This is a genomic window from Bacteriovorax sp. PP10, from assembly GCF_035013165.1.
Classification (GTDB): domain Bacteria; phylum Bdellovibrionota; class Bacteriovoracia; order Bacteriovoracales; family Bacteriovoracaceae; genus Bacteriovorax; species Bacteriovorax antarcticus.
In genome coordinates, this window is sequence record NZ_JAYGJQ010000001.1 from 1 (window position 1) to 24,217 (window position 24,217).

Genomic DNA, 24,217 nt, shown 5'->3' on the forward strand with positions numbered 1-24,217 from the left:
TTAACAGCGTGACTGAATACTTACGTCAGATATTTTTTGTTTAGGACCTTTCTCATCTTGAATTGTAACCCGAAGGCTACAAAATCTTTTATCTCTATTAGAATTTTAAAGAACAATTTTTTAATACGTAAGAGAAAATGGTGGAGATGACAGGAGTCGAACCTGCGACCCTCTGCGTGCAAGGCAGATGCTCTCCCAACTGAGCTACACCCCCAAATTTCAATATATTGCTATATGATTTTGTGCTTTTGCCGACCAGTTTTGCTTCAAACGTGAGATGCAATTTAATAAACCCTGATTAATAAGTCAATCAATTATTTCTTAATATTCATAAAAAAGTGAAAAAAAATTACATTTTTTTCCAGACATGGGTATAATTCAACTAATAACAACAACTTAGGTAACTACACAAATGCAGGCTATTAAATTATTTTCCTTTATATTTCTGATACTTATGGCGGGATGTGATCGAAACTCACATAAATTGGACGTAATCGCGAATCCAAACGGTGAAGAGATAGATATCCAGAAGTTAAAGACCGACATCGGAGGTCTTTCTACTGCTTCTGCTACTATGAAAACGGTTCATGGAGATATCACTTTTCGCTTCTATACTAAGGCGGCTCCACGTACTTCCGCGAGAATTATGCAATTAATTCAGAATCATTTTTACGATGGGTTGATTATCCATAGAGCGATTCCGAATTTTATTATTCAGACTGGCGATCCTACGGGAACTGGCTCTGGTGGCAGCGGCCAAAAGTTGAAAGCGGAGTTTAATGAACTTCAACACATTAAGGGAACTATGGGGATGGCGAGAGGAATTGATAAAGACTCTGCTGATTCTCAATTCTATATAAGTCTTACAACTCTTTCTCACTTAGATGGAAAGAATACTGTGTTTGCTCAAGTAGTAGATGGATTGGATGTTCTTCCTAAATTGTCTAAGGGAGATAGAATTATTTCTATTACTCTTAACTTAAAAGACTTAAGCACCAACTAAGACTGATCTCATAGAAAGACTTCCCAGCTCGAAAGCTTCGTATGGGAAAAGAATTTTTTCATTTGGATCAGCAGCACCTAATACATATAGCAGTGGAAGATAATGTTCGATAGATGGATGGGCCATCTTCCACTGTGAGTGTTTCGATGGATCTTCCGCCAACAATTGTTCAAGATTATTTTCCAAGATTGATTTTTTTATAAGTTCATCGAACTCGTGTGCCCACTCTACAACGGGTGCAGTTTCACTGCGGGAAATTTGGCGAAGATTGTGAACGATGTTTCCGCTGCCGATAATAAGTACACCTTCGTTTCTTAATTTATTCAATTGTTTCGCGAGAGTTAAGTGGTCTCTTAAATTCATAAAATTTTGGTTTAAAGATAGTTGGACAACTGGGATGTTGGCCTTTGGATACATGTGGTGAAGGACACTCCAATTTCCGTGATCAAATCCCCATTCGTGATCGAGTTCAGCCTGGTAAATACTGAGGTCATTTTTTACACTTGAAGCGAGAGTTACGTCGCCTGGAGCGGGGTAATTTATTTTATAAAGTGCTTCGGGAAATCCGTAGAAATCGTAGATCATTTTGGGATTTGATGAGGCCTGGAGCTCCACTCCTTTGGTCATCCAATGGGCAGAAATCATCAGAATTTTTTTGGGAACTGGCAGTGTTTGTCCAAGCACTTCTAAATGTTTTGTGAAGTCGTTATTTGCTAGCGCATTCATGGGACTGCCATGGCCGATGAAAAGTGCAGGCATTTTTTTATCGGATGATTTGTAATTTATTGCTGCTGTCATTGCTAGTAATCCTGTTCCTGAAAGTGTTAAGAAATTTCTTCGATTCATGGACTGATTTTACGCTGTTTTTAAAACGAAAGATAATTCGAAGAATTTACTGAAATGATAAGTATTACCTATGATCGTTGGTGTTTAATGAACTTCATAGGTTGTGTATTTTTTTGAAAATTAATAATCACTTAAGTATCAAAAACTTGAAATGAAATTAACTTGTTTTAGGATGCTTTTTCGGAATAATTGGGGAATGAAGAAACTATTACTTTTATTATTATTTCATACTCCACTTTACGCAAAAACTATCACGATCGCTTTTATGTCCGACTATCAACCGGTCTCATTTCTTTCGTCAACAAACGGTGAAGTCATTGGCATTGAACCCGATATTATTAGAGAAGCTTTTTCTGAAGAAAAAAACGTTGAGCTCAAATTTGTTGGTTTTTCATGGGAGAGAGTTCAAGACCGGGTAAAAAAAGGAGAAGCAGATGCCTTCGTTTCAGCGATTACTCCTGAGAGATTAAGTTATGCGATACCAAGTAAAGTGCCGGTGTTTTATGATTCGTACGCACTGTTTACCTATGTGAAACACCCCAAGATGGAAGAACTCAAAAAAATAAAAACAGTAAATGATCTTCATGAATATACAGTCTGTGAATATAGTGGAAGTGGTTGGGCCAAAAAGAATTTAGTAGGAAAGGCCAAAAAAATTGATTACGGAAAAAATGTCGATATGAAAGTAACGATGCTCGCAGCACGTAGATGTGATTTGATTATTGATTTGGATTTTTTAGTTGATTCATTGGCAAAACGGTATCAGGTTTCAGAATCTATAGTTAAATTGCCTCACGTTTTAAAAGGAACTGCCTATCATCTATTGATTGGTAAAAAGTCTCCTCACAAAAAAGCTTTGCAAAATGTGAGTGCAAAATTAAAGGCCATGCACGATTCAGGCAGAATAAATCAGATTGTTCAAAAATGGGTTTCTGAATTTCTACAGTAAAATGATCTAGAATCCCCTGGGATTAACCAAGGGACAGATTTTTGATTAAAGTGATTTTTTTGAAGCGAAGAAATTAATATTTCCATCGATGATTTTTAGAACGAACTTATCTTCTCTTGAGCTTTCGAAAAGCATTTCGAAGTTTTCACTCTCCAAACCTAAATTTGTAAGTAGTGTTCTCGCTTTCAGGGATTTTTCTGAAATAAGGATGCCTGTTCCGGGAAAAAATCTAAAAGTGCATGAAGCTGCGTCTGTGATACGGCCACATTGGATTTTGATACTTTCGTCTGCTGATTGAGCGATGAATGAGTTTTCTTTGCCGAGAGCGTTCATCAGGTCGTGCAGACGACCGCTTTCTCCTGCTTCGTTGATAAGAACAACGACTTTTTCAGGGCGGTGGAAAACAGCGACTGAATCAGAGGCAGCGATTGCTGAATGAGTGATAAAAGTTGCGAGTATTAGTATGATGATTTTTTTCATGGGAGAACTATAGGATTGGGAGCGACAAGGGAGCAAGTGGCAGTGCAACTTTAAAAAAAGTGCACTGCCTTATGAGAAAAATTATCTGTACATTGATTCTAGGATTAGGCCGGCAGCGTATAGAGCTGCAGAAAGAGGAATGCAGGCGATAAGTTTCATCCAGCGAGTTTCTTCTTTTAAGTGCATATAAAAATAAGCAACGATACATGCCTTCCCCATTGCTAGACCGATAAGTCCGATCATTTTATGGTGAGACTCGATTTTTGATCCTGGGATCATCAATTCAAGAAGGGTTAAAAAAGTTAGAACAAAAAATACAATAACGTATTCTTTCGTGTGACTTTTGTGTTCGTGTTTATGGTCAGACATTCTTATCTCCTTAATCTATCTTTTTACTGGTGCTGGTTGTGCCCTACTGAAGCTGTTGTTAACTAAGAGTCCAAGATCAATCATCATGCGGTCCATCTCAACTCTTTCAGTTCCGTAGTATCCTCTGATTTGTCCGCGGTCATCGACCAGGACAAGTTTCTCAGAGTGGGCAATATCAAATAAAGTAATTTTTCCTTCGGCCAATTGTTTTTCAACTGGTTCTTTGTTTCCCATCGGAACTTTGTAGCCGGCGATGATAACTTTTTCCAGGGCCGCTTTTGTTCCTGTTAAGTAGTTCCAGATGAAAGGGTTTGAGTGTCTTTTTCTAGCGTACTTATAAAGTGTTGGAACCGTGTCCACTTCAGGATCGACTGTGAAAGTTACTATCGCTGCTTTTGTTCCTAGTCCTCTGATTCTTTTTTGAACCAGGTCCATCTTATCCATTAAAGCTGGGCAGCTTGTTGGGCATGATGTGAACATGAAGTTAGCAATGTAGAATTTTCCTTCAAGCTCTTTTGTTCCGAAAGGTTTTCCAAATTCATTTGTTAAAGTGAATTCCGGAACCTTGTAGTAAACAGGAAGAGGTGGCGGAAGAGTACGATTCAATGTTCTGTACACAGGATAGCCGAAAGACAGTGCCCAAAAAATTAACCAGAATGATTTCATTCTGATTAGTTTCTGGAACCAATTGTCTTCTCTAAAATATCCTTGCACAGTTGTTGTCATAATTTATTACTTGTTAGCTGCTTCAATATCTTTTAAGAATTTTGCTCTAGCTGGAGATCTCTTTAACTCTGTAAGAGATTTTACGTAATGAGATACGGCCCAGATTTCGTCATCTTGAAGAACGCCTTTCCATGAAGCCATGGCAGTTCCACCAACACCAGCATTCAGTCTTAAGTAAATTTCTTCAACTGTGCTACCTGTACGGATTTGGTCGTAAGTGTATTCAGGTGGCATTGTTGCGATATCGTAATCAGATGGCTGAAGTTTTACGTGGTACATGTCTGGATCGAAGTCAGTCATTGGACTTCCGTTGATCTTTTGTGACATTTGAGAAAGTTCAGCGTGAGAAGCGTAAGCTCTGTGGCAAGTCCAGCATTGAGCAACAACGTGGAAAACTTCTTTTCCTCTTTGAATCGCACTGTCTTTATGAGCCTCACCGTATGGATCTTTTCCAACAACAATTACGTCACCAAGTTTTTTATCAGCGCCTTCCCATTTTTCAGGTGCGAAAGTTTTGATGTATTGAACTACGTTGAACATCTGTTGGTCTGATAAGTCCCATGGAAGCATTGCTGTTCCAGTTAAACCTTTTTTCAGGATTTGGTAGAAGTCTTCATCATGAGGAAGCTCCCCTGATACAACTCTTCCGAATTTATATTGTCCCAATTTAAAATTTCTTGGAGGAACAGATAAACCTTTGGCAGCTACACCGTGACCATCACCTTTCACTCCGTGACATGGCATACAGTATTCTGTGTACGTTGATTTACCGTCATTTAATTGCTTAGATGTAGCGTAAACTCCACCGGCAAAAATCTTGTCCTCTTTAAAGTAGTTGTCACTACATGACGCCAGGGTCACGAGAGATAAGACGGTTAAAAATAAATTCAAACCTTTCATAGTATTCCTCTTATAAAACAAAAATTGTCACAAACATTATTAGCCACACAATGCCCAGGAAGTGCCAAAACTTTCCGATATTTGATGCTTTTACCGCAGTCATTTTATCGGGAGAACTTAGCGATCCATATAACCACATTAGAAGTCCAAGGCCCGCAACGATGTGAGCAGCATGGATCCATGTGAATGAATAAATGATCGAAGGGAAAATTCCCGACGAAGCATAAATCCCATGGGACTTTAATTGATTCCAGAAAATGAACTGGCTGATCATAAAGCCGGTTCCTAGAATCAAAACAAAAAGCAAGTTGCGCTTATCTACTATTCCCTTCTCGATGTTTTTTTCAAACATGATGAAGATATATGAGCTCAAAGCGATTAAAAAAGTACTGATACCTGGGATTAATAATGACGGTTTACTCATTCCCGCTGGCGGCCAAACCGGCTGCGTAAAACGGTAAAGTGCAAAGGCCATCATTAAAGTTAAAAATAGCATTCCAAAAGACACTAATGTCACCGACATAGCAACTGAGCCGATAATCTTATCGCCTTCGTTTGCCTTCATTGCATTTCGTGCTTCTGCTAGTGCCATGATTACGCCTTCACCAATTCTTCAGTTTGGTATTGGAAATCTGTTCCATTAGTTAGATTTGGGTTACCGAATTCATGCGGTCCACATCTTACTACTGGGATATCTTTAAAGTTATAGTGAGGAGCTGGTGATGGAATCGTCCACTCAAGCGTCCCAACTTCCCAAGGGTTTTGCGAAGCAATTGGCCCTTTGTACATTGAGTGAATGAAGTTATAAACGAAAACGATCTGACCTGCACCCATCGTTAAAGCTGAAATAGTGATGAACATGTTCAGTGGCTTTAGGTTTTGTAGGAACTCATAAACGAATGGGTTGTAGATACGACGGTGCATACCAGCGTGTCCAATAACCATCATCCCCATGAAGATTCCGTTTAATCCAACCATTGAAATCCAGAAGTGGATTTTTCCAAGGCGTTCGTTCATCATGCGACCGAACATTTTTGGGAACCAGAAATATGTTCCTGCAAATCCACCAAGAAGAACCGAAGCGGCCATCGTGTAATGGAAGTGACCAACTACGAAATATGTATCGTGTAGGTATAAGTCAGTTGTTACAGTTGCTAAGTAAAGACCAGTTAATCCACCTAGACCGAAAACGAATACTACCCCAAGAGAAAATAACATTGGAGTGTCGAATCTTAATGATCCTTTCCATAGAGTTCCAAGCCAGTTAGCGAAGAATACTGCTGAAGGAATTGAGATCGTCATTGTTAACATCATGAATGATTGAGTTAACAGTGGAGACATCTGAGTTGAGTACATATGGTGACCATAAACCAGAGTCGAAAGAATCGTGATTGATGTCATTGATAGTGCTGTAGCTTTTGCTCCGAATGCTGGCTTTCTTGCAAAGAATGAAAGTAAGTCAGATACGATACCCCAAGCTGGAAGAATTAGGATGTAAACTTCCGGGTGACCGAAAATCCAGAAAACGTGCTGGAAAAGTACCGGGTCACCTGATCCTGAAGTCGCCGCAGCTCCTGCAAGGAAGAAAGTTGTTCCGAATACACGGTCAAAAGTTAAAAGAAGTAATCCTGCTCCAAGAACTGGAAGGAAGATTGCGTTTAAAATTGCTGTTAACCAAAGTCCCCAGACTGTAAGTGGCATATCGAAATAGCCCATTCCAGGAGCACGAAGTGTAATGATAGTTGCGATATAGTTTACCGCTCCCATTGTTGAAGAAACACCAAGTACGAAAAGAGATAAACACCAAAGGGTTTGTCCGACACCGGCCGAACCAATTAATGTTGAAAGAGTTGGATAAGAAGTCCATCCACCTGCAGCTCCTCCTAATGGAGTGAATAATGAAGCAAGTAGAAGTACAGCTGAAAGCACTGCTAACCAGAAAGATAGCATGTTCAGTGTAGGGAAAACCATGTCGCGGGCACCGATCATTAACGGGATACAATAGTTACCGAACGCACCGATCAAGATTGGTGTGATGGCAAAGAAGATCATGATCGTTCCGTGCAATGTAAAAAGCATAGCGTATGTATCTGGTGGAACAACTCCGCCCGTTGCTGGGAAAAGGATTGCACCGATAACTGGAAATGGTTCACCAGGAAAAGCAAGCGTCCAACGAATTAGAAGCGCCATCATCCCGCCGATACCAAGGAAAGCAATTCCGTACCACAGGAATTGTTTTGCAATTACTTTATGGTCGAATGAAAAAACGTACTTCGACATAAATGTCGTTGGTGCGTCGTGAATTTCTTGTTCAAAAAATGCCATGAGAGTCCTCTCTATCCTTTTACTATTTTAATCAAAATTTTATTTTGTATCTGAAACCCACTTCCATCCCCAGAAAAGATCTGCTTTATCTTGTTCTGTGACGTGAAGGGTACGTTCTTGCATTTCTGCCATCCAAGCATCGTATTCAGTTTGGTCATAGACAGTTAACTTCGCTTGCATTCTATAGTGGTAAGTTCCACACATTTCCGCACACGCGATATCGTATAATCCTGGAGTCGTAAGTTCGTACCACATTCTTGAAATTCTTCCTGGCATTGCATCGACTTTTAGACGAGCATTCGGGAAGTATAAAGCGTGGATAACGTCTTTAGATGTAATTTGGAAAACAACTTTTTTGTTCGATGGAAGGCGAAGATCGTTTAAAGTTACAACGTCATCTTCAGTGTTGAATACGCCGTCTTTACCAGCGTAACGGAAGTTCCATGCCCACTGTTGTCCTAGTACTTCAACTTTAATGATATCATCTGAATCTTTCGGGTAATTTAAAAATACGTTTACGAAGTCACGGTTTGAAATAGTTGTAATTTGCATATCAACCATGATGAAAACCAGAGCACCGATACCAGCAACGATAGCGATATGTTTTCTGCTTGTTCCGTGAGTGTAGAAAGGTTTAGGGTGTTTTTTCTTAGAGTATAAGTATGAGAATCCGAAAATTCCTAAACATACGAAGAAGAAGAAAAATAGAATTAACCATGTCGTTAACATGAATAGACTGTCGATCAAATGACCATTCGTTGAAATATCAAGCGGTGGTTTCATTGCTTCCCAGAAACCAACATTGGTTGCAGCATCTGCAGAAGTTACGAAGTGTTTCATAAATAAGTTCAAAAGAAGATTCATATCAGCAATCCTGTCATGGAATATAAAGTTGCGTTATTATTGTCTATTTATCGTTAATCATAATCAAAAATTCTAGTTTCATCTACTTAAAAAATATCAGGGCAATCAGAAGCAGCGGAAGGTAAAACAGGGAGCCCAGGAAGTAATTTCTTGCCCACTGCCTTTCAGCGTCCTTGTCCTTTTTAAAAAATCCGAAGGCCGAGTAAATTAAGAACGCTCCACTTAAAATGAAGGCCGCTCTGGTATAAATAAAACTAGCTTGTGAAAAGTAAGTCGGAAGAAGCGAAGTCACAAATAAAAAGCCAGTGAAAACGAAAATACCGATCTTTGTAATGAAGAATCCCCTCTTTAAATTAGGGTAAACCTTTATATTTGCATTTCCATAGTCATCTGCGTGGTAAAGAGAGATCGCTAAGAAGTGTGGAAGTTGCCATACGAAAAGAATCAAAAATAAAGTCACGGCCATAATATCTACTTGACCCGTCACAGCAGTCCAACCCATAACTGGTGGAAGTGCGCCCGGAACTGCGCCGATGTAAACAGCTAGCTCACTTTTTTGCTTCATCGGAGTGTAGGCATAAAGATAGAATGCCGCGGCAATTAATGCCAGGATCCCCGTCACCATGTTTACAAAAATACACAAGGCCGGGATTGAAAATAAAATTAATAGTGATCCAAAGATCAGGGCCGTTCTTGGTCTCATTCTTTGAGAAGGAAGTGGACGGTCTTTTGTACGGTTCATCTTTTTATCGACTTCGCGTTCAATGTAGCAGTTAAGTGCAGCGGCACCGATAACAACCATAGTGATGAGAACGAAAGCGAAAAATGCTTTGAAGAAATTGATTTTATCCGGAGCGATTAACGTCCCCACCATTGCTGTAACCATAACTAACAAAGACAACTTTGGTTTTGTTAGATCAACTACATCGGATAGAAATGAGTGAGGGTTACCTAAAAAAAAAGAATCCTCTACATCTTTCATCATCAGATTTAATTTCCATAAAGAAATTAAAGACAGAGCTGCTCCAGCTAAGTGAAGTGTTGTTGGAAGAACACTCATGTTTAACCAGATTGTCATGATTCCGAAAACCACCTGAGCAGAAACACAGATGAATGGAAGAATACTTGCAGCTCGCAAAATCTTGTCACCTTTAAAGAAGTGATAAGTTTTAACTGAGAAGAATGAAACGATCATGAAAACAAAAACACCGTAGTATCTGTGGATCATGTGTAACTGTGACGGGTGCATTGAAGGCCAGAACTTATAGCCCCAGTTCGTAACGTCCATACACAAGAAAGCACTATTAGGTCCTAGTCCACAAGCAGCTCCTGCTCCAGCGTGTCTCATGAAAGCACCCAGAAGGATTTGCGAGTATAGAAGAGCTAGTGAAAATAAAATTCCGTGGCGGACAATTGGTTTCCAATTTTTTTGGATATTGTCTTTTACCTTTTGTGATAACTCACGAGCAGGCTTCGCAATCTTGCTTGCCATGTGGTGGATGTACACGATGAAAGAAAAGTAAATTAGGGATAAACCTAAGTGAGAAGTTGAAACGATTGTTGGAAGTTTGTAGATAACAGTGATTCCACCAAGAGCTCCCTGAGCAATAACTAAAAATAGAGCTAAAGCTGAAGCTTTGAATAAGTGTAAGTGTGCATCTGATTTCTTTCTCTCTTGAAAAGAAAAGAAAACCATTCCTATCGTCAGAAGTCCTACGAAGCTCGCAAGCAAACGGTGACCGTGCTCGATAAGAATCGCGCCTTCCATATTTGGAAATACTTGGTCATAACATAATGGCCAGTCTGGACAAGCAAGACTTGATTGAGTGTTGTGAACAACTGCCCCCCACATAATCAAAGCGAATGTGAAGAAGATGTTCAGAAGTGAAAGATTTTTAAGACGCATATCTTTACTCTATTTTAAGCTGTAATCGGTGCCCCATTTTATACTAAATCTTTCTTGCAAAGTCATACAGATATTGAGGATAATTCACTCTGAAAGTAGTGGAGTTTTATAGGGGAATAATCACATGCATAAAAATAAAGGTCCGGTCTATTATGGTGATTATCTTCAGCTGCCTAAATTGCTCGATTCACAGCTGCCGCTAAGTCGTAAATATGCCGATGAAACTAACGGTGAATGTCATGATGAAATGCTTTTTATTGTTGTTCATCAGGTCTATGAACTTTGGTTTAAACAAATTCTCCACGATCTGGATGCGATTCTCTCGGTATTCAATAAAACTTACATTCCTGAAGTAGAACTCTCGTCGATTATTCAGAAGCTTGAGCGTATCAAAAAGATCCAGGGATTATTGATCGGCCAGTTCGATGTGCTTGAGACAATGACTCCGATGGATTTTCTTGAGTTCAGGGATCTCTTAATTCCGGCCTCGGGATTTCAGAGTGTGCAGTTTAGAGAGATCGAAATCAAACTTGGTCTACATACTAATGACCGCATGGATGTTGACCGTGAATTTTTCATGGGAAGACTTTCTGAAAAGGACCGTGCTCATTTAACTGAAGTTGAGTCCTCGCCTACTATTTTAAAATGTCTTGAAGGGTGGCTTGAAAGGCTTCCTTATACAAATACTTCTGGATTTAACTTTTGGGATGAATACCAGAAATCAATCAATGCTATCTTAAAAGATGATCAGGATATTATTGAAGCTAACAGTGCTCACTTAACTGAAAGAGCAAAAATGATTCAGCTTGAGAACTTGAAGATGACTCGCGGGACATTTGAGAGTTTATTTCAAACTGAGTCTCATGATGAGTTAATAAAAAACAATCAGAGAAAGCTTTCACAGAAAGCAATTTTGAATGCCTTGTTTATTTTACTTTATAGACATGAATCAATGCTGACGTTGCCGTTTCATTTAATTACATCTCTAATGGATATCGATGAGAACTTTACGACTTGGCGTTACCGTCATGCTCTACTTGCTCAAAGAATGCTGGGGACAAAAATTGGAACTGGTGGATCTTCAGGGCATCAGTACCTAAAGCGAGCAGCGGATAATAATCGCGTGTTCTTAGATCTATTTAATCTTTCGACTTTCTTAATTCCCAATTCAAGACTTCCGAAAATTCCTTTGGAAGTTAAAAAGAAGTTGAGTTTCAATGTATAAAAAATATTATTCACACTTTTTAACAGCTAATCCACATATCCAGCATTATGCCAGTCATAGTCATCACTTTTGGCCGGATGTCACTCGCGATGCGGGGCTTAGGTACTGGGATGATTCGGCGAAATTTGTGGATGATAAATGGAATCACATCTTTGGCGAGCGGGTTCCTGCGGTTCAGAAGTTGATTGCTGAAATTTTAAAATTATCTCATCCTGAGCAGATTGTTTTTGCTCCCAATACCCATGAGCTGGTGTATCGCCTGCTTAGTTGTTTTGATCCGAGAAAAAAGATTTCTATTTTAACAACTGACTCTGAATTTTATAGTTTTGATCGTCAGGTGAATCGCCTTGAAGAAGATAAAATTGTGGAGACTGAAAAAATTTCCACTCAGCCGTTTGATGACTTTGAAGCAAGGTTCATTACAAAGATTACTGAGAACCATTACGACATGATTTTTTTAAGCCATGTCTTTTTTAACTCGGGAATGGCGGTTAAGAATCTTAAGAAGATTGTTGAGAGTGTAAAAGAAACGAATACCATGATTGTTATTGATGGTTATCACGGGTTCATGGCCCTTCCGACTGACCTGTCTGAAATTGAAAATAGAATTTTCTACATTGGTGGATCTTATAAATATGCTCAAGGTGGAGAAGGATGTTGTTTTCTTTACTCTCCTCCCAATTCTAGTGAGCGCCCTCTTTATACAGGATGGTTTGCAGGATTTGATTCACTCGCAACTGACGGTGGAAACACTGGTTACTCAAGAGATGGATATAGATTTGCCGGATCGACGATGGATTTTTCTGCTTTATATAGATTAGAGGCCGTGCTTAATCTTTTTAAATCGGAAGGATTAACTGTGGAGAAAATGCACGCTCATATTCAAAAGCTTCAAAAGAATTTCCGCGAGCATCTTTTAGAAATCGATCATCATTTTTTAACTGAGAAAAATATTCTTAGTGTGGATTACAATCATCACGGGCATTTTTTAACATTTGCCATGCCTAGTATTGAGCACACAAAATCTCTGCATGATGAATTAAGAGAGATTAATATCTGGACGGATTATCGTGGAAGCAGACTTCGTTTTGGTTTTGGGATTTATCAAAATGACTGTATTGATCTAAGAGCTTTAATTAAAACTTTTTAAAATAACAAAAATTAAAACACCTGTGACTGAAACATATAACCAAATTGGGAAAGTCACGCGTGCAAATTTTCTATGGCGTGGGAAATTTTTCACAGCGGCCAGGTATAATGTCGTTAAAATTAACGGGACCTGAACGATTGAAAGAAGAATGTGCGTAATGAGAATCAGGAAATAAATTGGGCGAATAATTCCGACACCCATGAATTTCGTGTCACCTTGAAAATGGTGATAAGTTACATATGAAACTAAGAAACATGCTGAAGTGAAAGTCGCAGCAAGCATCGCTTTTATGTGAAGATCTTTGTGGTTTTTCTTGATGAAAACGTAACCAGTTACCAGTAGGGTTGCAGTTAGTGCATTTAAAATTGCATTAAGGGCCGGAAGGTTTCCTACCCATCCACCAGCGTTAACTGATGCTCCCGTTTTAAAATAAATTAACCAAAATAGAAAACCAATAACAGCGGCGCTTAAAAGTCCGATGATGCTGAAAACTGTTTTTTCTGAGTTCATAATTTAGATTTTTGGAAGATCGTTATTATTAACGTTCTTGAATTTCATGAAAGTTTTGAAGAGATAGAACATTGGGTAGTAGATCAAAAGAATGAAAACGCCCACTACATAAAGATAATATTTATCACTTGGATCTGAACCAGAACACATTGGGCAGGCAAAAGCTTGCCCCGATGTGATTAATAGTAATGTGAAACCAAGTGATAATTTTTTCATAAATTTTCTACAGTAGGTAAACGAACGTGAAAACCAGAATCCAAACAAGGTCGACAAAGTGCCAGAAAAGACCTGCGATTTCTAGTTGGTTATAGTCACCGTTATCAAAGTCACCGCGGTAAGCGTGAACAAGCATAACTATAAGATAAATTACACCAGATAGAACGTGAAGACCGTGGAATCCAGTAATAGCAAAAAATGTAGATGAGAAAAGTGCATCACCGTGAGCGTATGAATTAAAACTCATACCCATTGCGTGATTAAGGTGATGATATTCATACATCTGAATACTAAGGAAAGCGATCCCACCAAAAATAGTGAAAGCTAACCAACCAAGCATTCCTTTTCTATATCTTTGTTTACATGCATCGATTGCAAGAACCATCGATACAGATGAACAAATTAAAAGGAAAGTCATGAAACCTGAAAGCTCTACTCCACCAAGTGCTACTGATGGATTTGGCCAGGCACGCGACCATCTTAAAACTGCATAAGCAATTAAATATCCCGCAAACGACATACCGTCAGTTGCAAGGAATAACCACATTCCGATTTTTCCCGGGCTAGCTCTTTTAAACTGCGGGTCTACCGGGTATTCATGATAAGGCTTTGGCCCGTCGTGTGTATGTGCATGTGATGACATATTCGCCCCTTATTTTCCTAATTCGATTACGTATTTAGTTAAACCGTTAATTTGCTTTTCAGCATCTCCACCAAAGTATCCAGTTTCGATTGGCTCTTTACCATCGTCACCGAAGAAGCTTGGCATTGTCGTTCCTGGCATAATCAATTGTGGATTTTTGATCCATTTTGCAATCCAAGTTGGACGAAGTCTCTTGTTCGCTTTTCTTAAATCAGGAGCAAGAGGTGTTTCACCGTTGAAGCCTTGAGTGTGACACTGAACACAGTTAAGTGCTGTGAAAAGTTTCAGCGTTTCTTCTCTTTCACCCGGTAACCATTGTACTGCTTCAGATGTTTCTGTAAACGTTGGCTGATGAGCACCTTGTTGGAAACCGTTAACGATTCTGTTTTTCTCTTCAGTTGAAAGGTTGAATGATGGCATTCTCACTTTTAACCATGGTCTGATTGGTTGTACGTCACTTAAGAAGTGGTAGAACCAGTCAGTTTGAATTCTGTGACCTTCGTTTACAAGTCTTGGTGGACCTTGGTTGATATCGTCAGTGTACATGTTCAGAATGTTTCCACGCTGACCATCGATCTGGTGACATCCCACACATCCGTACTTATTAACAACCTTCATACCGTCGGCCATCATTGTTTCATTAGCGTTCAGTCTCTTCACACCAGCAAGTGGTAATGGATCTGAAACTTGTCCAAGAAGAGCGATTGTAATTTTCTTCGCTTCTGCTTCACTCATGTAGAAGTTTGGCATTTTTTGTAGATCGCGGAATACTTTATCGATTCCGATATCCCAGCGTCTTGGGTTTTGTAAGTGAGCCGTGATCCATGCATCTCTCGTGTGACCTACATCATGTTGGATACCGTAACCGAATTGAGTAATTGGCTTCGATCCTTCTTTTGTAAGTTCTGGTCCGATAGGAGCATAACCATCAAATCCTTCAATATTGTGGCAAGAGTAACATCCGTATTTACCAATTGATCTCTTACCAAGATCAAGTGTTCTTTCACGGTCAGTCATCTTAGCAACTTTAGCTTTTGAGTTTTCAACTGTATCGAAAGCTGAAAGGTAGTCTGCTAAAAGTTCATCACGAGCAGCTAAATCAAACGGAGCGAACTTCAGACCTTCGAAAGCTTTATTTCTAAGAGTCATTAAGTAAGCAGTAATATCGTTTGCTTCACCGTCAGTTAAACGAAGTGAAGGCATGATCGTATCTTCTTGGTAGTGCCATGGTTTTTTGATCCATGACTTAATCCAGTCAGGAGAAACTTTTGAACCTAATCCTGATAACCATGGACCTGCGTATGCTTTTACCGCTTTCGATTGATCTTCAAGACCATCGATACCGTGACATCCCATACATCCAATAGATGAAACTAGTTCTTTACCGTGATCAGCATTACCGTTTCCAGCGTACTTTTCATTTGGCTCATATCCTTTAGATTTGTCCCAAATGTATTCGGCCATCGCGTTTACTTCAGCTACGTTGTAACGAACGAATTCTGGTTTCGAGTTATTTGATTGTCTAAAGAACGCTGGCATTTTTGTATGTTTATTGAAAGCTTTCGGCTCCCATACCCATGACTTAAACCATTCTTTATCAACTTTTCCAGCAATCTTTAAAAGTGATGGACCAGTTTTTCTCTTATGTTCCCAACCATCAATCTTGTGACAAGCATTACATCCGTACTTCTCGATTGCCATACGGCCTTCGTTAACTACAGTTCCGCCTGGGATAAGTTCTACACCTTGGTGACACTTAACACAGCTTGCTTCTGTCTGAGACTTTGGAAGCATTGGGCTTGGAATATGGTGAGGAGCTTTCCAGTTGTATTTAGCAACCCATTGAGCTTCTTGTTTATCATCGTTCGGCATGTGAGCAACAGTTGTGAAATCGTTTGATCTCGCCCCTTCTCCACCGTGACATGCAGTACATCCAATTTGTTTCATCGGGTGTTTTGATTCAAGACCAACCATTTCGTCTAAACGAGGGTGAGTCCTGAATGGGTTTTCTTCTTTTTCGAAACCAGGTTGATCGATAAAAGTGTGACATGTAATACAACGGTCAACTTTTGGAACCTGTCTGAAATATCTATCGTCAGTAACATTGTTAACAACGATTTGCTTAATTCTGATTGTTGGGTCCATGAAGTCTAAGAAAGGCATGTTTCTTAAAGCGAAAACTGGATTGATATCCGTTGTTTTCTTAGCTGCTTCAAGAAGATCAAAAGTATTTTTGATATCTTTGATGTCTTTTTCAGTATCTGTTACTTCTTTTTTAAGACCATCAAGTCTTGCATGGATTTCTTTTTCGTGAGCTTGGTAAGCTTTTAGATCATCTTTACCTTTTACGAAATCAGCTTTTAGTTCAGCTAAGCTTGTATAAAGTTTACCAGCAACTTTATCTTCTTTATGCATTTCAGCTGTTTCAAAATTAAAGTTTTTCGCACCAACTTTACCGTTTAAAATACCGTTAACGATAGTTTGTTGCTTAATTTTAGTTACAACTTTATCTAACTCTTTTTGAGTTTTTTTGATTTCTTCGTTTCTGCTTTTTACAATCTCTTCACCTTTAGCAAGGCGATCGTTTAACTCAGCAAGCTTCTTAGCGTCGATGTTCTTAGCAGCTTCTTTGATCTGAGTTTCTAAGTGGCGTCTTTTAATCTTAAGCGCCTCAACTTGGTACCCTTTCCAAGGTCTCATGTAGTCATCTAAGAAAACCCAAACAGTTGTTACGAAAAATATGAAGGACAAGATCGCCATGATCTTGTGGAGTTTTGGCATGCTATATGCCATTCCAGGTTCCTTATTATTCTCACTCATCTCAATAATCCTTAAAAATATAAAATCTTAAATTAGTTAATTTTTCAGAGCGGTGCTCTTATAAGTTTAATTCCCACTCTGGTAGAGCAACGATGTACTTCAAGCTGAATAACCAGCGAAGGAACATCTTAATAGGTAAACTCATCATTGTTACGAAAAGGAACATGAAGATATAGTAACGAATCGCTCCCATATCTGTGTAAAACTTGCGACCGAAGTTTGTTGCACGAGCAACCCAAACCGGAATAAATCCTACATATCCAATCGTTAATAAAATCCCGAAGATTTCTCTTAGAACAAGGTTTTTTGGCATCCCTGTGCCTAGACCTTTAATCCAGATAAATTCAGAAAGGTTAATGTTGTATTCAGCTACAACTTTGTGGAGATCCCAGAACTCGAATGGCCCATAGAACGTCCAGTTCGGACCTCTAAAGAATACCCCTACGATAATCAGGTAAACCCAAAGAACTAACCATCCATATAGGAATGAAGTGATCGCCCACTTTCTTTCTGAGAAAGTGAAGTATCCGTTCCCTTTTGGATTTGTATCAATATAAGGAATAGCAATTAGTCCACCAACAACAAGTCCTGGAAGAACAACACCGGCCATCCAAGGGTCGAAGTAAACTAACATTTCTTGAAGACCAAGGAAGTACCATGGAGCTTTAGCTGGGTTTGGTGCCCAAGTTGGGTTGGCAGGTTCTTCAAGAGGTGCCTTGAAAATAATCGCCCAAACAACTAGGAAAGCAGTACACGCGATGATCGCGAATAATTCTGTGTATACAAGGTTAGGCCATGACCAAACTTTTTCTCTATTTTCTGGAAGACCTTCAACTGGACCAAGTCCTTGTTCAATTCTCTCATCATTAATAGAAGCTTTGTGCATAGAAAACCATGTCGACCAAGCAACCAGGATAAGAAGAATACCAATAGGTACGTTATCCGGAGTCTTGATGATCAGGTAAAAGTTAGGGTCAGCAAAAAGCCAGGCCACAACCGGAATCGCAACAATAATTGCACCGATACCGAATTTTTTAGATCCGAATACTTTGTAGTATTTGATCATAAAATAAAACGCAATCGTCGCAATCGGAAACGAGAAGATCGGATCTGCTAAATGGTTAATAAGTTCTTTTAACATTTTCTATTTTCCTTAATAGTTTTAAATCTCTTAAAGCGGAGCTGAAATCCCACCGTCTTTTCTTACTCTCCAAAAGTGAACTGCAATTAAAACCCCAACAACAAGTGGGATGAATACACAGTGAAGAATGTAAAAACGAAGAAGAGCTGGCTCACCAACGAAACGTCCACCAAGTAACTGGAAACGAACGTCGTTCTTATCAGAAACCATTACGAAGTCACCGATACGAGCAAGCATTGCACCCGGACCACCGTTACCCATAAATGGAGTCGCTTTCGCCATGTTCGATCCAACAGTGATCGCCCAAATAGCCAGCTGATCCCATGGAAGAAGGTAACCTGTGAAAGATAGAAGAAGAGTTAATACTAGAAGGATAACACCAATACCCCAGTTGAATTCGCGAGGTGGTTTGTATGATCCAGTCATGAATACACGGAACATGTGAATCCACACAGTGATAACCATTAAGTGGGCTCCCCAACGATGAATCTCGCGCATGATCCCTAAAGGAACGTGCTCTCTTAGTGCGATGATGTCGTTGAAAGCGTATTCAGCAGTTGGTCTGTAGTAGAACATTAAAAGAAGACCAGTCACCGTTAGTGCTAAGAAGATGAAGAAAGTTAATCCACCCATACACCATGTGTATCCAAGTTGAACCCCTGACTTCTTTAACTTAATCGGGTGAAGGTGAAGAAACACGTTACCTGCGATAACAGCTGCTCTGTTACGAGCGTTATCTGGTGGACCATGTCTGAAAATTGAATTCCATACTTGTGTCTCGCGAACTTTTTTTGCTAAACCATTTCCTGCCATTTTAAAAACCTTGTTCGAAAAATATTTTTATAATTTCTTTTTAAATTAATTACACAACTAAGAAAGCATCTGGATTATCCCACTCGCCTTTTTCAGCGCGGAATACTTTTGTTTTATCAACTTTGATTTTTCCATCTGGTTGAAGAGAAATTTTGTATCTCTCAAGTGGACGTGGAGCTGGACCTTCAAAGTTAACTCCACTCATGTAGTAACCAGATCCGTGACATGGACATTTGAATTTTAATTCAGCTGGAAGCCAAGTTGGAATACAACCTAAGTGTGTACAGATGTTCGATAGAGCTACTAGTCTTCCATCTAACTTAACCATCCAAACACCAAATGCGTTTTTGTATCTTTCATCAACACCAGCAGCATAGTCACCAGGTGCTCCTGCTAGGAATTCCATTTCTGGATCGAAATTAACGTTTGGATATGAAAAACGAAATGCAAGTGTAGCTAGTCCCGCGCATGCAGCTGAGAACATTACCCAACCAACAGTTACGTAACTAAAAAACTCACGACGATTTAAACTTCTAGTGTCACTCATGACAAATTCCTCGTTATAGACGCAAATAAGCTAAAACTTCTTATCGATATTTTTCGTAAGATGTTTCAGCTAAAGTTATTAAAAATAATCAATACTTAGATTATGCGAAGGATCGCTTATTTTTTCAACAGATTTAATACTTCCTTCGCTTTTGTTGCTACAGAAAGATTAGAATCCATTTCGGCGACTTCTAAAATAGTATTGTTTAAAATTTTCCAGTTATATTTTTCTAGAGTGATTAAAACACTCAGCTTTAAGTCTGTGATTTGTTTTACATCAAGAGCTGGAGGCGCAACGCGCTCAGTCGCTTCTGGATATTTTAACTTTAGGATTTCTACTAAAGTATCTTTTGCCATCTCGTCTTTGAAAGCAATTAAAGCTGTTGCTGCAGCGTATCTCGTCGTTACACTCTCATCGCGAAGCAGGCCTCTAATTGGAGTTTGTGCTTCTGGAACTTGGTGAGTTGCAAGGGCAAGCGTGCTTGCTTGTCTTAAAATAGCTTCTTTTGATTGAAGTAATTCAATAGTCGGGGCCCAATCAAATTTAATTCCTTTATTCTGATTAGCTAATGCAACCACAGCGTGAAACTTCACATCTGTGTCAATATCTTGAAGAGCAAGTTGGAATGTTGGAAGCGCAAGGTCAGTTTTTAATGCACCAAGAGCTGCGATAATAAATCCTCTTGTTCTTGGTTCAACTGAATCTTTGTACGCTAGTGTTAGATTCTCAACGAACCAAGGGTAGTCTTCCGCAGGAATCTGGGAACTGTTGATTTGTTTTGATAATTCATAGGCAGCAACCCATTTGTTACCAAATGACTTTGACTGGATCTCGTTTACTAAATCTTTGTATGATCTTTCTGCTGATAACATTTTCGTTACACCGAAAATAATCAGTGCGCCTACTAGTACAATAGCAATAGGAACGACGAGGCTTCCCACGAAAGGGTTCTCAAGAATTTTCTTTTGAGTTTGCGGAGCTCGCGAATCACCAGAATTAGTCGACATGTTTAGCACCAAAAGGCATCGGCCTTAATATTTTGTTACTTTCTATTTCTTAAAAACGTTGTTAATGATAAATAACAAATCTACATTACCATGACAATTTATTTGAGTCTTTTCAGAGAGAAAATATGGCCTACTTACTTCGTACTTTAATCGTTCTGATGGTTGCTAGTATTACTCTAACAGCACTGCTTGCGTTAAAAGTGGTTCACATGGAATTTAGCCATATTCAACTCGCAATTCCGGCCTTTATTTACACTATTTTTGCACAAGCATTCGTAATGTTTTACTTCATCGGTGTTGCCCGTCTAACAAATAATGTTTATTCGATTGTCGCAGGTGGATCTAATCTTCACGAGCTCTTCGATAATCCGCCGTCGGATCTTACTCCGTACATTGAAAAAACAAAAAAATTTGTTGAAGAGGCAGATCGTTCGAAGCGCCAAACTATTCCTTGGACGATTTTAATGCTGGTGCTTGGTATGATTGCATTCCTGCTTGGCGGAGCTCACGATACCGGACTTGTACAGAAAACTACTCATTCAGGTGTTGTACTGGGATTTTTTGCGGCGATGATGATTGGTTTCTTTAGGCAGTGGTATTATCTTGGGAAGTCGCACTTACTACTTCGTAAGTTGAAAGGCCTTTACATGATGAATGATGCTCAAATGTGATCGCGCGTGGAATGCAGCCGCAGCTGCATTCCAACTAGTTTTGCAAAGATAAAAAGTTGAATTTGTTTTTTAAGAGTCGAGCGATCTAACGCTTTCGCGTTTTTTACTAAATTGATTTCACCATAATAAATACTCTGGTTTTTCCCGGAACATTTTTTACGTTCGATGTATTACTTTCAAAAAGTTTTGCCTGACTCACTTTCATGACTTCGCTCATGAAATCTTTGAAACTATTTTTTGGCACATAAATATTGTAATACACTCCGCCCGGTACATCGTTACCTGGACGAGATTCTCCAACTGGAGTTCCTTGATATTTTTTTACTAACTCATTAATCTGATCGCGACTCGCATACGTGTTTGAAGACGTCATCATCAAGCGATAAACTTTCGTTGTTCCACCCGTTGTCTCACGATACCCGTTGGCATTTTCAGCATCACCTTCATATTGAGAAGCGGCCTTATCAGCTTTATTTAAATCGCGTGGAATATTTTCAAAAGATGAAAGTGTTACTTCCGATTCTTCTTCGTATTGTTCAGGATCGAAGAACTCGTTAACCCCATCACTTTTTGTAATGTCTTTAATACCATCGAAATCGAGCTTGAATTCTTTGACTGGTTTTTGTTCAAGACCTTTGAATACACCGCTCTTATTCAGCCATGTAAACTGTGGTTCATAAATGCTAACTTTGTTGGAAAGGTATTTTTCGTACCAGATATTTCCCTGGCGAACACCGTAAATTGTCAGTGTGAAAAGTAAAAGAAGAATACTGATATCTTGCACGACTCTTACTTGTTTTAAAAAGCTTGAGCGCTCTTTAATTTTTGTAAGATCAAATCCACTGGTCCCAAAATCTGCTTTCATGCGTTTTAAGAAAATCCCCCACTCATCAAAAAGTGTGACTTCCATTGAGGGCATGATTTCATCTTCACGCGATCCACTTTGCGGTGTTTCGATGTTGATGTCTTTTTTTATTTTAGCAAATGATGTTTCAAGATTTGGACTTAGAACATTTCCAACCTGAAAAACTTCGCTGAAGTATTGATCGAGATGTGGAAATTCATCGAGAAGATAATTTCTTAAAATTGTCGCAACTAACGAAGGATTTAATTCTGACTCACGAGCGATTTCACCGATGGTTTTGTTTTTGAATAAAAAAATGAAACTTAAAAACTTATCTCGTAGCCATAAAAACCATGACGACAACGAACCAATCTTCACTTGAGAATAGGCATAATCAAATCTAACGATCAAGCTTTTGATCGTTAGGTTCTCTTCAAAAAAAACATCCCAGAAAGATTCGAATTCTTTTTTAAAGCGTCCCTGCCACGTCAGACCGTCCAGGTTTAAGTTCAACCAGTTTCGAAATTCCGCGTAGTCTTTATGTGTGAAAACTAATTCCTGCATTAGGCTCTCTTATACTCGCTTTAGTAAGATAGCGATCCCTTGACCACCACCAATACAAGCTGAAGCAATTCCGTAATTTTTATTAAAATGTTTTAACTGACGAGCAAGTGTGTGAGCAATTCTCACTCCTGAAGCTGCTAGTGGGTGGCCTAAGGCCACAGCTCCACCCCAAAGATTAATTTTCTCATGAGGGATGTTTATATCTTTCATACAAGAAAGAGTTTGTCCGGCGAACGCTTCGTTAATTTCAAAAAGATCAACTTGATCCAATGTCATATTATTTTTTGCGAGTAATCCTTTGATCGCAGGGCTCGGGCCGATTCCCATAATTTTTGGGTCTACACCGATCACAAATCCATCTACAATTTCTGCTAATGGAGTTAATCCTTCTTTTTTGCAGAATGACTCGCTCGCAACGATAACTGCTGCTGCACCATCAACGATTCCTGAAGCAGAAGCTGCTGTTACAACACCGTCTGGTTTAAATGTTGGGCGTAAGCTTTTCATTTCTTCCAAAGAAGCATCATCGCGCATGTGCTCGTCTCTATCGCATACACCTTTCTTCAAAGGGTATGGAGCGATCTCCCCTTGAAGGTGACCATCTTTATAGGCCTGTGCTGCTCTGGCGTGAGATTGATATGCAAATGTATCACTTTGCTCTTTTGTAATTTCAAATTTTTCTGAAAGATTTTCAGCAGTGATTCCCATTGGTGTTTGTGAGTACTGATCTGTTAATGCATCTAAAAGCATATCGACAGATTTTAGTGATCCGTATTTTGTTCCAAAACGTGATCCGTATACAAGGTGCGGAACCATTGACATATTTTCTGTTCCAGCTGCAAGCACACATTGTGCTTCACCTAATTTAATTAAGCGGGAAGCTGCTAAAATGGCCTCAATACCTGATCCACAAAGTCTGTTCACCACCAACCCTGGAGTTTCTTGCCTACAACCTAATTTCAAAGCGAGGTGACGGCCACCGTACATCGTATCTGTTGATGAAGGAACGACACTTCCTAAAATGACCTGGTCGATTTTTCCTGCGTCTAACTTGATTTCAGAAATCAAAGCTTTAGCCGCATGAACTGCCAAATCTACAGGAGTTACGTCTTTTAAAGAGCCACCGAATTTACCAAATGGTGTGCGTTTCCCTTGCACCAAATAGATCTTTTCCTGACCGGACATATTTGCCTCCTACTTTTATGAAATTAGTCTTCGTATCATATATTAAGACGTACTTAAATTCTTAGCAAAGAATAAAAGAAGGAAACTTAATGTCCAACATAAATGACCTTAAAGCTCAAAAATTTGCGGAGACTGAATCCAGGCGATACGAGACTGAACTAAAAACAGTTAAGACGGAAGGTGAACGTGCGTACTCTAGTGAGTCGAAGCAAAAAGAAATGGAACTTAAAAAGATGCGTGAAGATTATGAATCTCGCATTGGTAACATGAAGAATGAGCAGGAAAGAAAACTTGGTGAAATTCGTCAGAAGCAATCAAGAACTATGACTGAAGAAAGTGCAAGACTTAAGACTGAAATTGAGAACCTTAAAAAGACTCATCAAGATCAGGTCGAAGAAATTAAAGTAAGTCAGCAGAATGAATTAACTGAAATGAATGAATCGCATACAAAGTCTCTGGCCAATTCCAGAGAGAAGTTCATGAAAGAAAACGCTAAGTGGAAAACATAATCTA

Annotated in this window: 25 protein-coding genes and 1 tRNA gene; 6 read left to right on the top strand and 20 right to left on the bottom strand. The window is 39.2% G+C overall.

Annotated features, from left to right (window positions below; all coding sequences use genetic code 11):
- Window positions 1–138 precede the first annotated feature (138 nt).
- Window positions 139–214, bottom strand: a tRNA-Ala gene (locus tag SHI21_RS00005).
- A gap of 270 nt (window positions 215–484) precedes the next feature.
- Here SHI21_RS00005 and SHI21_RS00010 point away from each other — a divergent pair.
- Window positions 485–1,003, top strand: a complete 519-nt coding sequence (locus tag SHI21_RS00010; protein WP_323573978.1) for a peptidylprolyl isomerase — start codon at window positions 485–487, stop codon at window positions 1,001–1,003.
- On the opposite strand, the gene ygiD is transcribed toward SHI21_RS00010, so the two are convergent.
- The gene (gene ygiD / locus SHI21_RS00015) at window positions 989–1,849 is read right to left on the bottom strand and encodes a 4,5-DOPA-extradiol-dioxygenase (RefSeq protein WP_323573979.1); all 861 of its coding nucleotides are present in this window, start codon (window positions 1,847–1,849) and stop codon (window positions 989–991) included. The two genes, SHI21_RS00010 and ygiD, sit on opposite strands and share 15 nt — an antisense overlap.
- Window positions 1,850–2,045: 196 nt before the next feature.
- Here ygiD and SHI21_RS00020 point away from each other — a divergent pair, with 196 nt between their 5' ends.
- Complete coding sequence (locus tag SHI21_RS00020; RefSeq protein ID WP_323573981.1) at window positions 2,046–2,798, top strand: substrate-binding periplasmic protein; 753 nt, start codon at window positions 2,046–2,048, stop codon at window positions 2,796–2,798.
- Between the two features lie 45 nt (window positions 2,799–2,843).
- Here the strand turns inward: SHI21_RS00020 and SHI21_RS00025 are convergent, their stop codons facing one another.
- From SHI21_RS00025 to cyoE, 8 genes are all read right to left on the bottom strand, one after another.
- Window positions 2,844–3,278 (bottom strand): hypothetical protein, encoded by a 435-nt coding sequence (locus tag SHI21_RS00025; RefSeq protein WP_323573982.1) that lies wholly within the window; start codon window positions 3,276–3,278, stop codon window positions 2,844–2,846.
- Window positions 3,279–3,359: 81 nt separating this feature from the next.
- On the bottom strand, window positions 3,360–3,647 hold the full coding sequence (locus SHI21_RS00030) for a cytochrome C oxidase subunit IV family protein (RefSeq protein WP_323573984.1): 288 nt from the start codon (window positions 3,645–3,647) through the stop codon (window positions 3,360–3,362).
- A gap of 15 nt (window positions 3,648–3,662) precedes the next feature.
- Entirely contained in the window at window positions 3,663–4,313 is a 651-nt protein-coding gene (locus SHI21_RS00035; protein WP_323573985.1) for an SCO family protein, read from the bottom strand.
- Window positions 4,314–4,379: 66 nt separating this feature from the next.
- A complete protein-coding gene (locus SHI21_RS00040; RefSeq protein ID WP_323573987.1) occupies window positions 4,380–5,273 on the bottom strand; it encodes a c-type cytochrome in 894 nt (297 codons plus the stop codon).
- 10 nt (window positions 5,274–5,283) lie between these two features.
- Complete coding sequence (locus SHI21_RS00045) at window positions 5,284–5,865, bottom strand: cytochrome c oxidase subunit 3 (protein WP_323573989.1); 582 nt, start codon at window positions 5,863–5,865, stop codon at window positions 5,284–5,286.
- 2 nt (window positions 5,866–5,867) lie between these two features.
- Window positions 5,868–7,598, bottom strand: coding sequence for a cytochrome c oxidase subunit I (locus SHI21_RS00050; RefSeq protein ID WP_323573991.1), 1,731 nt, complete (start codon window positions 7,596–7,598; stop codon window positions 5,868–5,870).
- Window positions 7,599–7,637: 39 nt separating this feature from the next.
- A complete protein-coding gene (locus SHI21_RS00055) occupies window positions 7,638–8,462 on the bottom strand; it encodes a cytochrome c oxidase subunit II (protein WP_323573992.1) in 825 nt (274 codons plus the stop codon).
- Window positions 8,463–8,544: 82 nt separating this feature from the next.
- The gene (gene cyoE / locus SHI21_RS00060) at window positions 8,545–10,368 is read right to left on the bottom strand and encodes a heme o synthase (RefSeq protein WP_323573994.1); all 1,824 of its coding nucleotides are present in this window, start codon (window positions 10,366–10,368) and stop codon (window positions 8,545–8,547) included.
- Between the two features lie 124 nt (window positions 10,369–10,492).
- On the opposite strand from cyoE, the gene SHI21_RS00065 reads away from it, so the two are divergent.
- Together SHI21_RS00065 and SHI21_RS00070 are read left to right on the top strand one after the other, a co-directional pair.
- On the top strand, window positions 10,493–11,593 hold the full coding sequence (locus SHI21_RS00065; RefSeq protein WP_323573996.1) for a tryptophan 2,3-dioxygenase family protein: 1,101 nt from the start codon (window positions 10,493–10,495) through the stop codon (window positions 11,591–11,593).
- Entirely contained in the window at window positions 11,586–12,743 is a 1,158-nt protein-coding gene (locus SHI21_RS00070; RefSeq protein ID WP_323573998.1) for an aminotransferase class V-fold PLP-dependent enzyme, read from the top strand. The genes SHI21_RS00065 and SHI21_RS00070 overlap by 8 nt, the downstream gene beginning before the upstream one ends.
- On the opposite strand, the gene SHI21_RS00075 is transcribed toward SHI21_RS00070, so the two are convergent.
- The 8 genes from SHI21_RS00075 to SHI21_RS00110 form a co-directional block, all read right to left on the bottom strand.
- Window positions 12,726–13,253, bottom strand: coding sequence for a DUF420 domain-containing protein (locus SHI21_RS00075; RefSeq protein ID WP_323573999.1), 528 nt, complete (start codon window positions 13,251–13,253; stop codon window positions 12,726–12,728). The two genes, SHI21_RS00070 and SHI21_RS00075, sit on opposite strands and share 18 nt — an antisense overlap.
- Window positions 13,254–13,256: 3 nt before the next feature.
- Entirely contained in the window at window positions 13,257–13,469 is a 213-nt protein-coding gene (locus tag SHI21_RS00080) for a hypothetical protein (RefSeq protein ID WP_323574001.1), read from the bottom strand.
- A 7-nt stretch (window positions 13,470–13,476) separates the two neighbouring features.
- Window positions 13,477–14,112, bottom strand: coding sequence for a cytochrome c oxidase subunit 3 (locus tag SHI21_RS00085; protein WP_323574002.1), 636 nt, complete (start codon window positions 14,110–14,112; stop codon window positions 13,477–13,479).
- A gap of 9 nt (window positions 14,113–14,121) precedes the next feature.
- Window positions 14,122–16,905, bottom strand: a complete 2,784-nt coding sequence (locus tag SHI21_RS00090; RefSeq protein ID WP_323574003.1) for a c-type cytochrome — start codon at window positions 16,903–16,905, stop codon at window positions 14,122–14,124.
- An 85-nt stretch (window positions 16,906–16,990) separates the two neighbouring features.
- Window positions 16,991–18,073 (bottom strand): cytochrome b family protein, encoded by a 1,083-nt coding sequence (locus SHI21_RS00095; RefSeq protein WP_323574005.1) that lies wholly within the window; start codon window positions 18,071–18,073, stop codon window positions 16,991–16,993.
- A 30-nt stretch (window positions 18,074–18,103) separates the two neighbouring features.
- Complete coding sequence (locus SHI21_RS00100; protein ID WP_323574007.1) at window positions 18,104–18,886, bottom strand: cytochrome b N-terminal domain-containing protein; 783 nt, start codon at window positions 18,884–18,886, stop codon at window positions 18,104–18,106.
- A 49-nt stretch (window positions 18,887–18,935) separates the two neighbouring features.
- Window positions 18,936–19,433, bottom strand: coding sequence for a ubiquinol-cytochrome c reductase iron-sulfur subunit (locus SHI21_RS00105; RefSeq protein ID WP_323574008.1), 498 nt, complete (start codon window positions 19,431–19,433; stop codon window positions 18,936–18,938).
- A gap of 116 nt (window positions 19,434–19,549) precedes the next feature.
- On the bottom strand, window positions 19,550–20,440 hold the full coding sequence (locus tag SHI21_RS00110; RefSeq protein ID WP_323574009.1) for a HEAT repeat domain-containing protein: 891 nt from the start codon (window positions 20,438–20,440) through the stop codon (window positions 19,550–19,552).
- Window positions 20,441–20,565: 125 nt separating this feature from the next.
- Here SHI21_RS00110 and SHI21_RS00115 point away from each other — a divergent pair, with 125 nt between their 5' ends.
- Window positions 20,566–21,111: a hypothetical protein gene (locus tag SHI21_RS00115; protein ID WP_323574011.1), complete on the top strand. Its 546-nt coding sequence runs from the start codon at window positions 20,566–20,568 to the stop codon at window positions 21,109–21,111.
- A gap of 106 nt (window positions 21,112–21,217) precedes the next feature.
- Here SHI21_RS00115 and SHI21_RS00120 read toward each other — a convergent pair whose 3' ends face one another.
- Together SHI21_RS00120 and SHI21_RS00125 are read right to left on the bottom strand one after the other, a co-directional pair.
- Window positions 21,218–22,519, bottom strand: coding sequence for a hypothetical protein (locus SHI21_RS00120; RefSeq protein ID WP_323574013.1), 1,302 nt, complete (start codon window positions 22,517–22,519; stop codon window positions 21,218–21,220).
- Between the two features lie 9 nt (window positions 22,520–22,528).
- Window positions 22,529–23,704, bottom strand: coding sequence for a thiolase family protein (locus tag SHI21_RS00125; protein WP_323574015.1), 1,176 nt, complete (start codon window positions 23,702–23,704; stop codon window positions 22,529–22,531).
- Between the two features lie 89 nt (window positions 23,705–23,793).
- On the opposite strand from SHI21_RS00125, the gene SHI21_RS00130 reads away from it, so the two are divergent.
- Complete coding sequence (locus SHI21_RS00130; protein ID WP_323574017.1) at window positions 23,794–24,213, top strand: hypothetical protein; 420 nt, start codon at window positions 23,794–23,796, stop codon at window positions 24,211–24,213.
- The last annotated feature ends 4 nt before the right edge of the window (window positions 24,214–24,217 follow it).

Coding starts and splice junctions, on each gene's coding strand:
- ygiD (WP_323573979.1), bottom strand. CDS start 1,849: ATGAATCGAAGAAATTTCTTAACACTTTCAGGAACAGGATTACTAGCA.
- SHI21_RS00020 (WP_323573981.1), top strand. CDS start 2,046: ATGAAGAAACTATTACTTTTATTATTATTTCATACTCCACTTTACGCA.
- SHI21_RS00025 (WP_323573982.1), bottom strand. CDS start 3,278: ATGAAAAAAATCATCATACTAATACTCGCAACTTTTATCACTCATTCA.
- SHI21_RS00030 (WP_323573984.1), bottom strand. CDS start 3,647: ATGTCTGACCATAAACACGAACACAAAAGTCACACGAAAGAATACGTT.
- SHI21_RS00035 (WP_323573985.1), bottom strand. CDS start 4,313: ATGAAATCATTCTGGTTAATTTTTTGGGCACTGTCTTTCGGCTATCCT.
- SHI21_RS00040 (WP_323573987.1), bottom strand. CDS start 5,273: ATGAAAGGTTTGAATTTATTTTTAACCGTCTTATCTCTCGTGACCCTG.
- SHI21_RS00045 (WP_323573989.1), bottom strand. CDS start 5,865: ATGGCACTAGCAGAAGCACGAAATGCAATGAAGGCAAACGAAGGCGAT.
- SHI21_RS00050 (WP_323573991.1), bottom strand. CDS start 7,598: ATGGCATTTTTTGAACAAGAAATTCACGACGCACCAACGACATTTATG.
- SHI21_RS00055 (WP_323573992.1), bottom strand. CDS start 8,462: ATGAATCTTCTTTTGAACTTATTTATGAAACACTTCGTAACTTCTGCA.
- cyoE (WP_323573994.1), bottom strand. CDS start 10,368: ATGCGTCTTAAAAATCTTTCACTTCTGAACATCTTCTTCACATTCGCT.
- SHI21_RS00065 (WP_323573996.1), top strand. CDS start 10,493: ATGCATAAAAATAAAGGTCCGGTCTATTATGGTGATTATCTTCAGCTG.
- SHI21_RS00070 (WP_323573998.1), top strand. CDS start 11,586: ATGTATAAAAAATATTATTCACACTTTTTAACAGCTAATCCACATATC.
- SHI21_RS00075 (WP_323573999.1), bottom strand. CDS start 13,253: ATGAACTCAGAAAAAACAGTTTTCAGCATCATCGGACTTTTAAGCGCC.
- SHI21_RS00080 (WP_323574001.1), bottom strand. CDS start 13,469: ATGAAAAAATTATCACTTGGTTTCACATTACTATTAATCACATCGGGG.
- SHI21_RS00085 (WP_323574002.1), bottom strand. CDS start 14,112: ATGTCATCACATGCACATACACACGACGGGCCAAAGCCTTATCATGAA.
- SHI21_RS00090 (WP_323574003.1), bottom strand. CDS start 16,905: ATGGCATATAGCATGCCAAAACTCCACAAGATCATGGCGATCTTGTCC.
- SHI21_RS00095 (WP_323574005.1), bottom strand. CDS start 18,073: ATGTTAAAAGAACTTATTAACCATTTAGCAGATCCGATCTTCTCGTTT.
- SHI21_RS00100 (WP_323574007.1), bottom strand. CDS start 18,886: ATGGCAGGAAATGGTTTAGCAAAAAAAGTTCGCGAGACACAAGTATGG.
- SHI21_RS00105 (WP_323574008.1), bottom strand. CDS start 19,433: ATGAGTGACACTAGAAGTTTAAATCGTCGTGAGTTTTTTAGTTACGTA.
- SHI21_RS00110 (WP_323574009.1), bottom strand. CDS start 20,440: ATGTCGACTAATTCTGGTGATTCGCGAGCTCCGCAAACTCAAAAGAAA.
- SHI21_RS00115 (WP_323574011.1), top strand. CDS start 20,566: ATGGCCTACTTACTTCGTACTTTAATCGTTCTGATGGTTGCTAGTATT.
- SHI21_RS00120 (WP_323574013.1), bottom strand. CDS start 22,519: ATGCAGGAATTAGTTTTCACACATAAAGACTACGCGGAATTTCGAAAC.
- SHI21_RS00125 (WP_323574015.1), bottom strand. CDS start 23,704: ATGTCCGGTCAGGAAAAGATCTATTTGGTGCAAGGGAAACGCACACCA.
- SHI21_RS00130 (WP_323574017.1), top strand. CDS start 23,794: ATGTCCAACATAAATGACCTTAAAGCTCAAAAATTTGCGGAGACTGAA.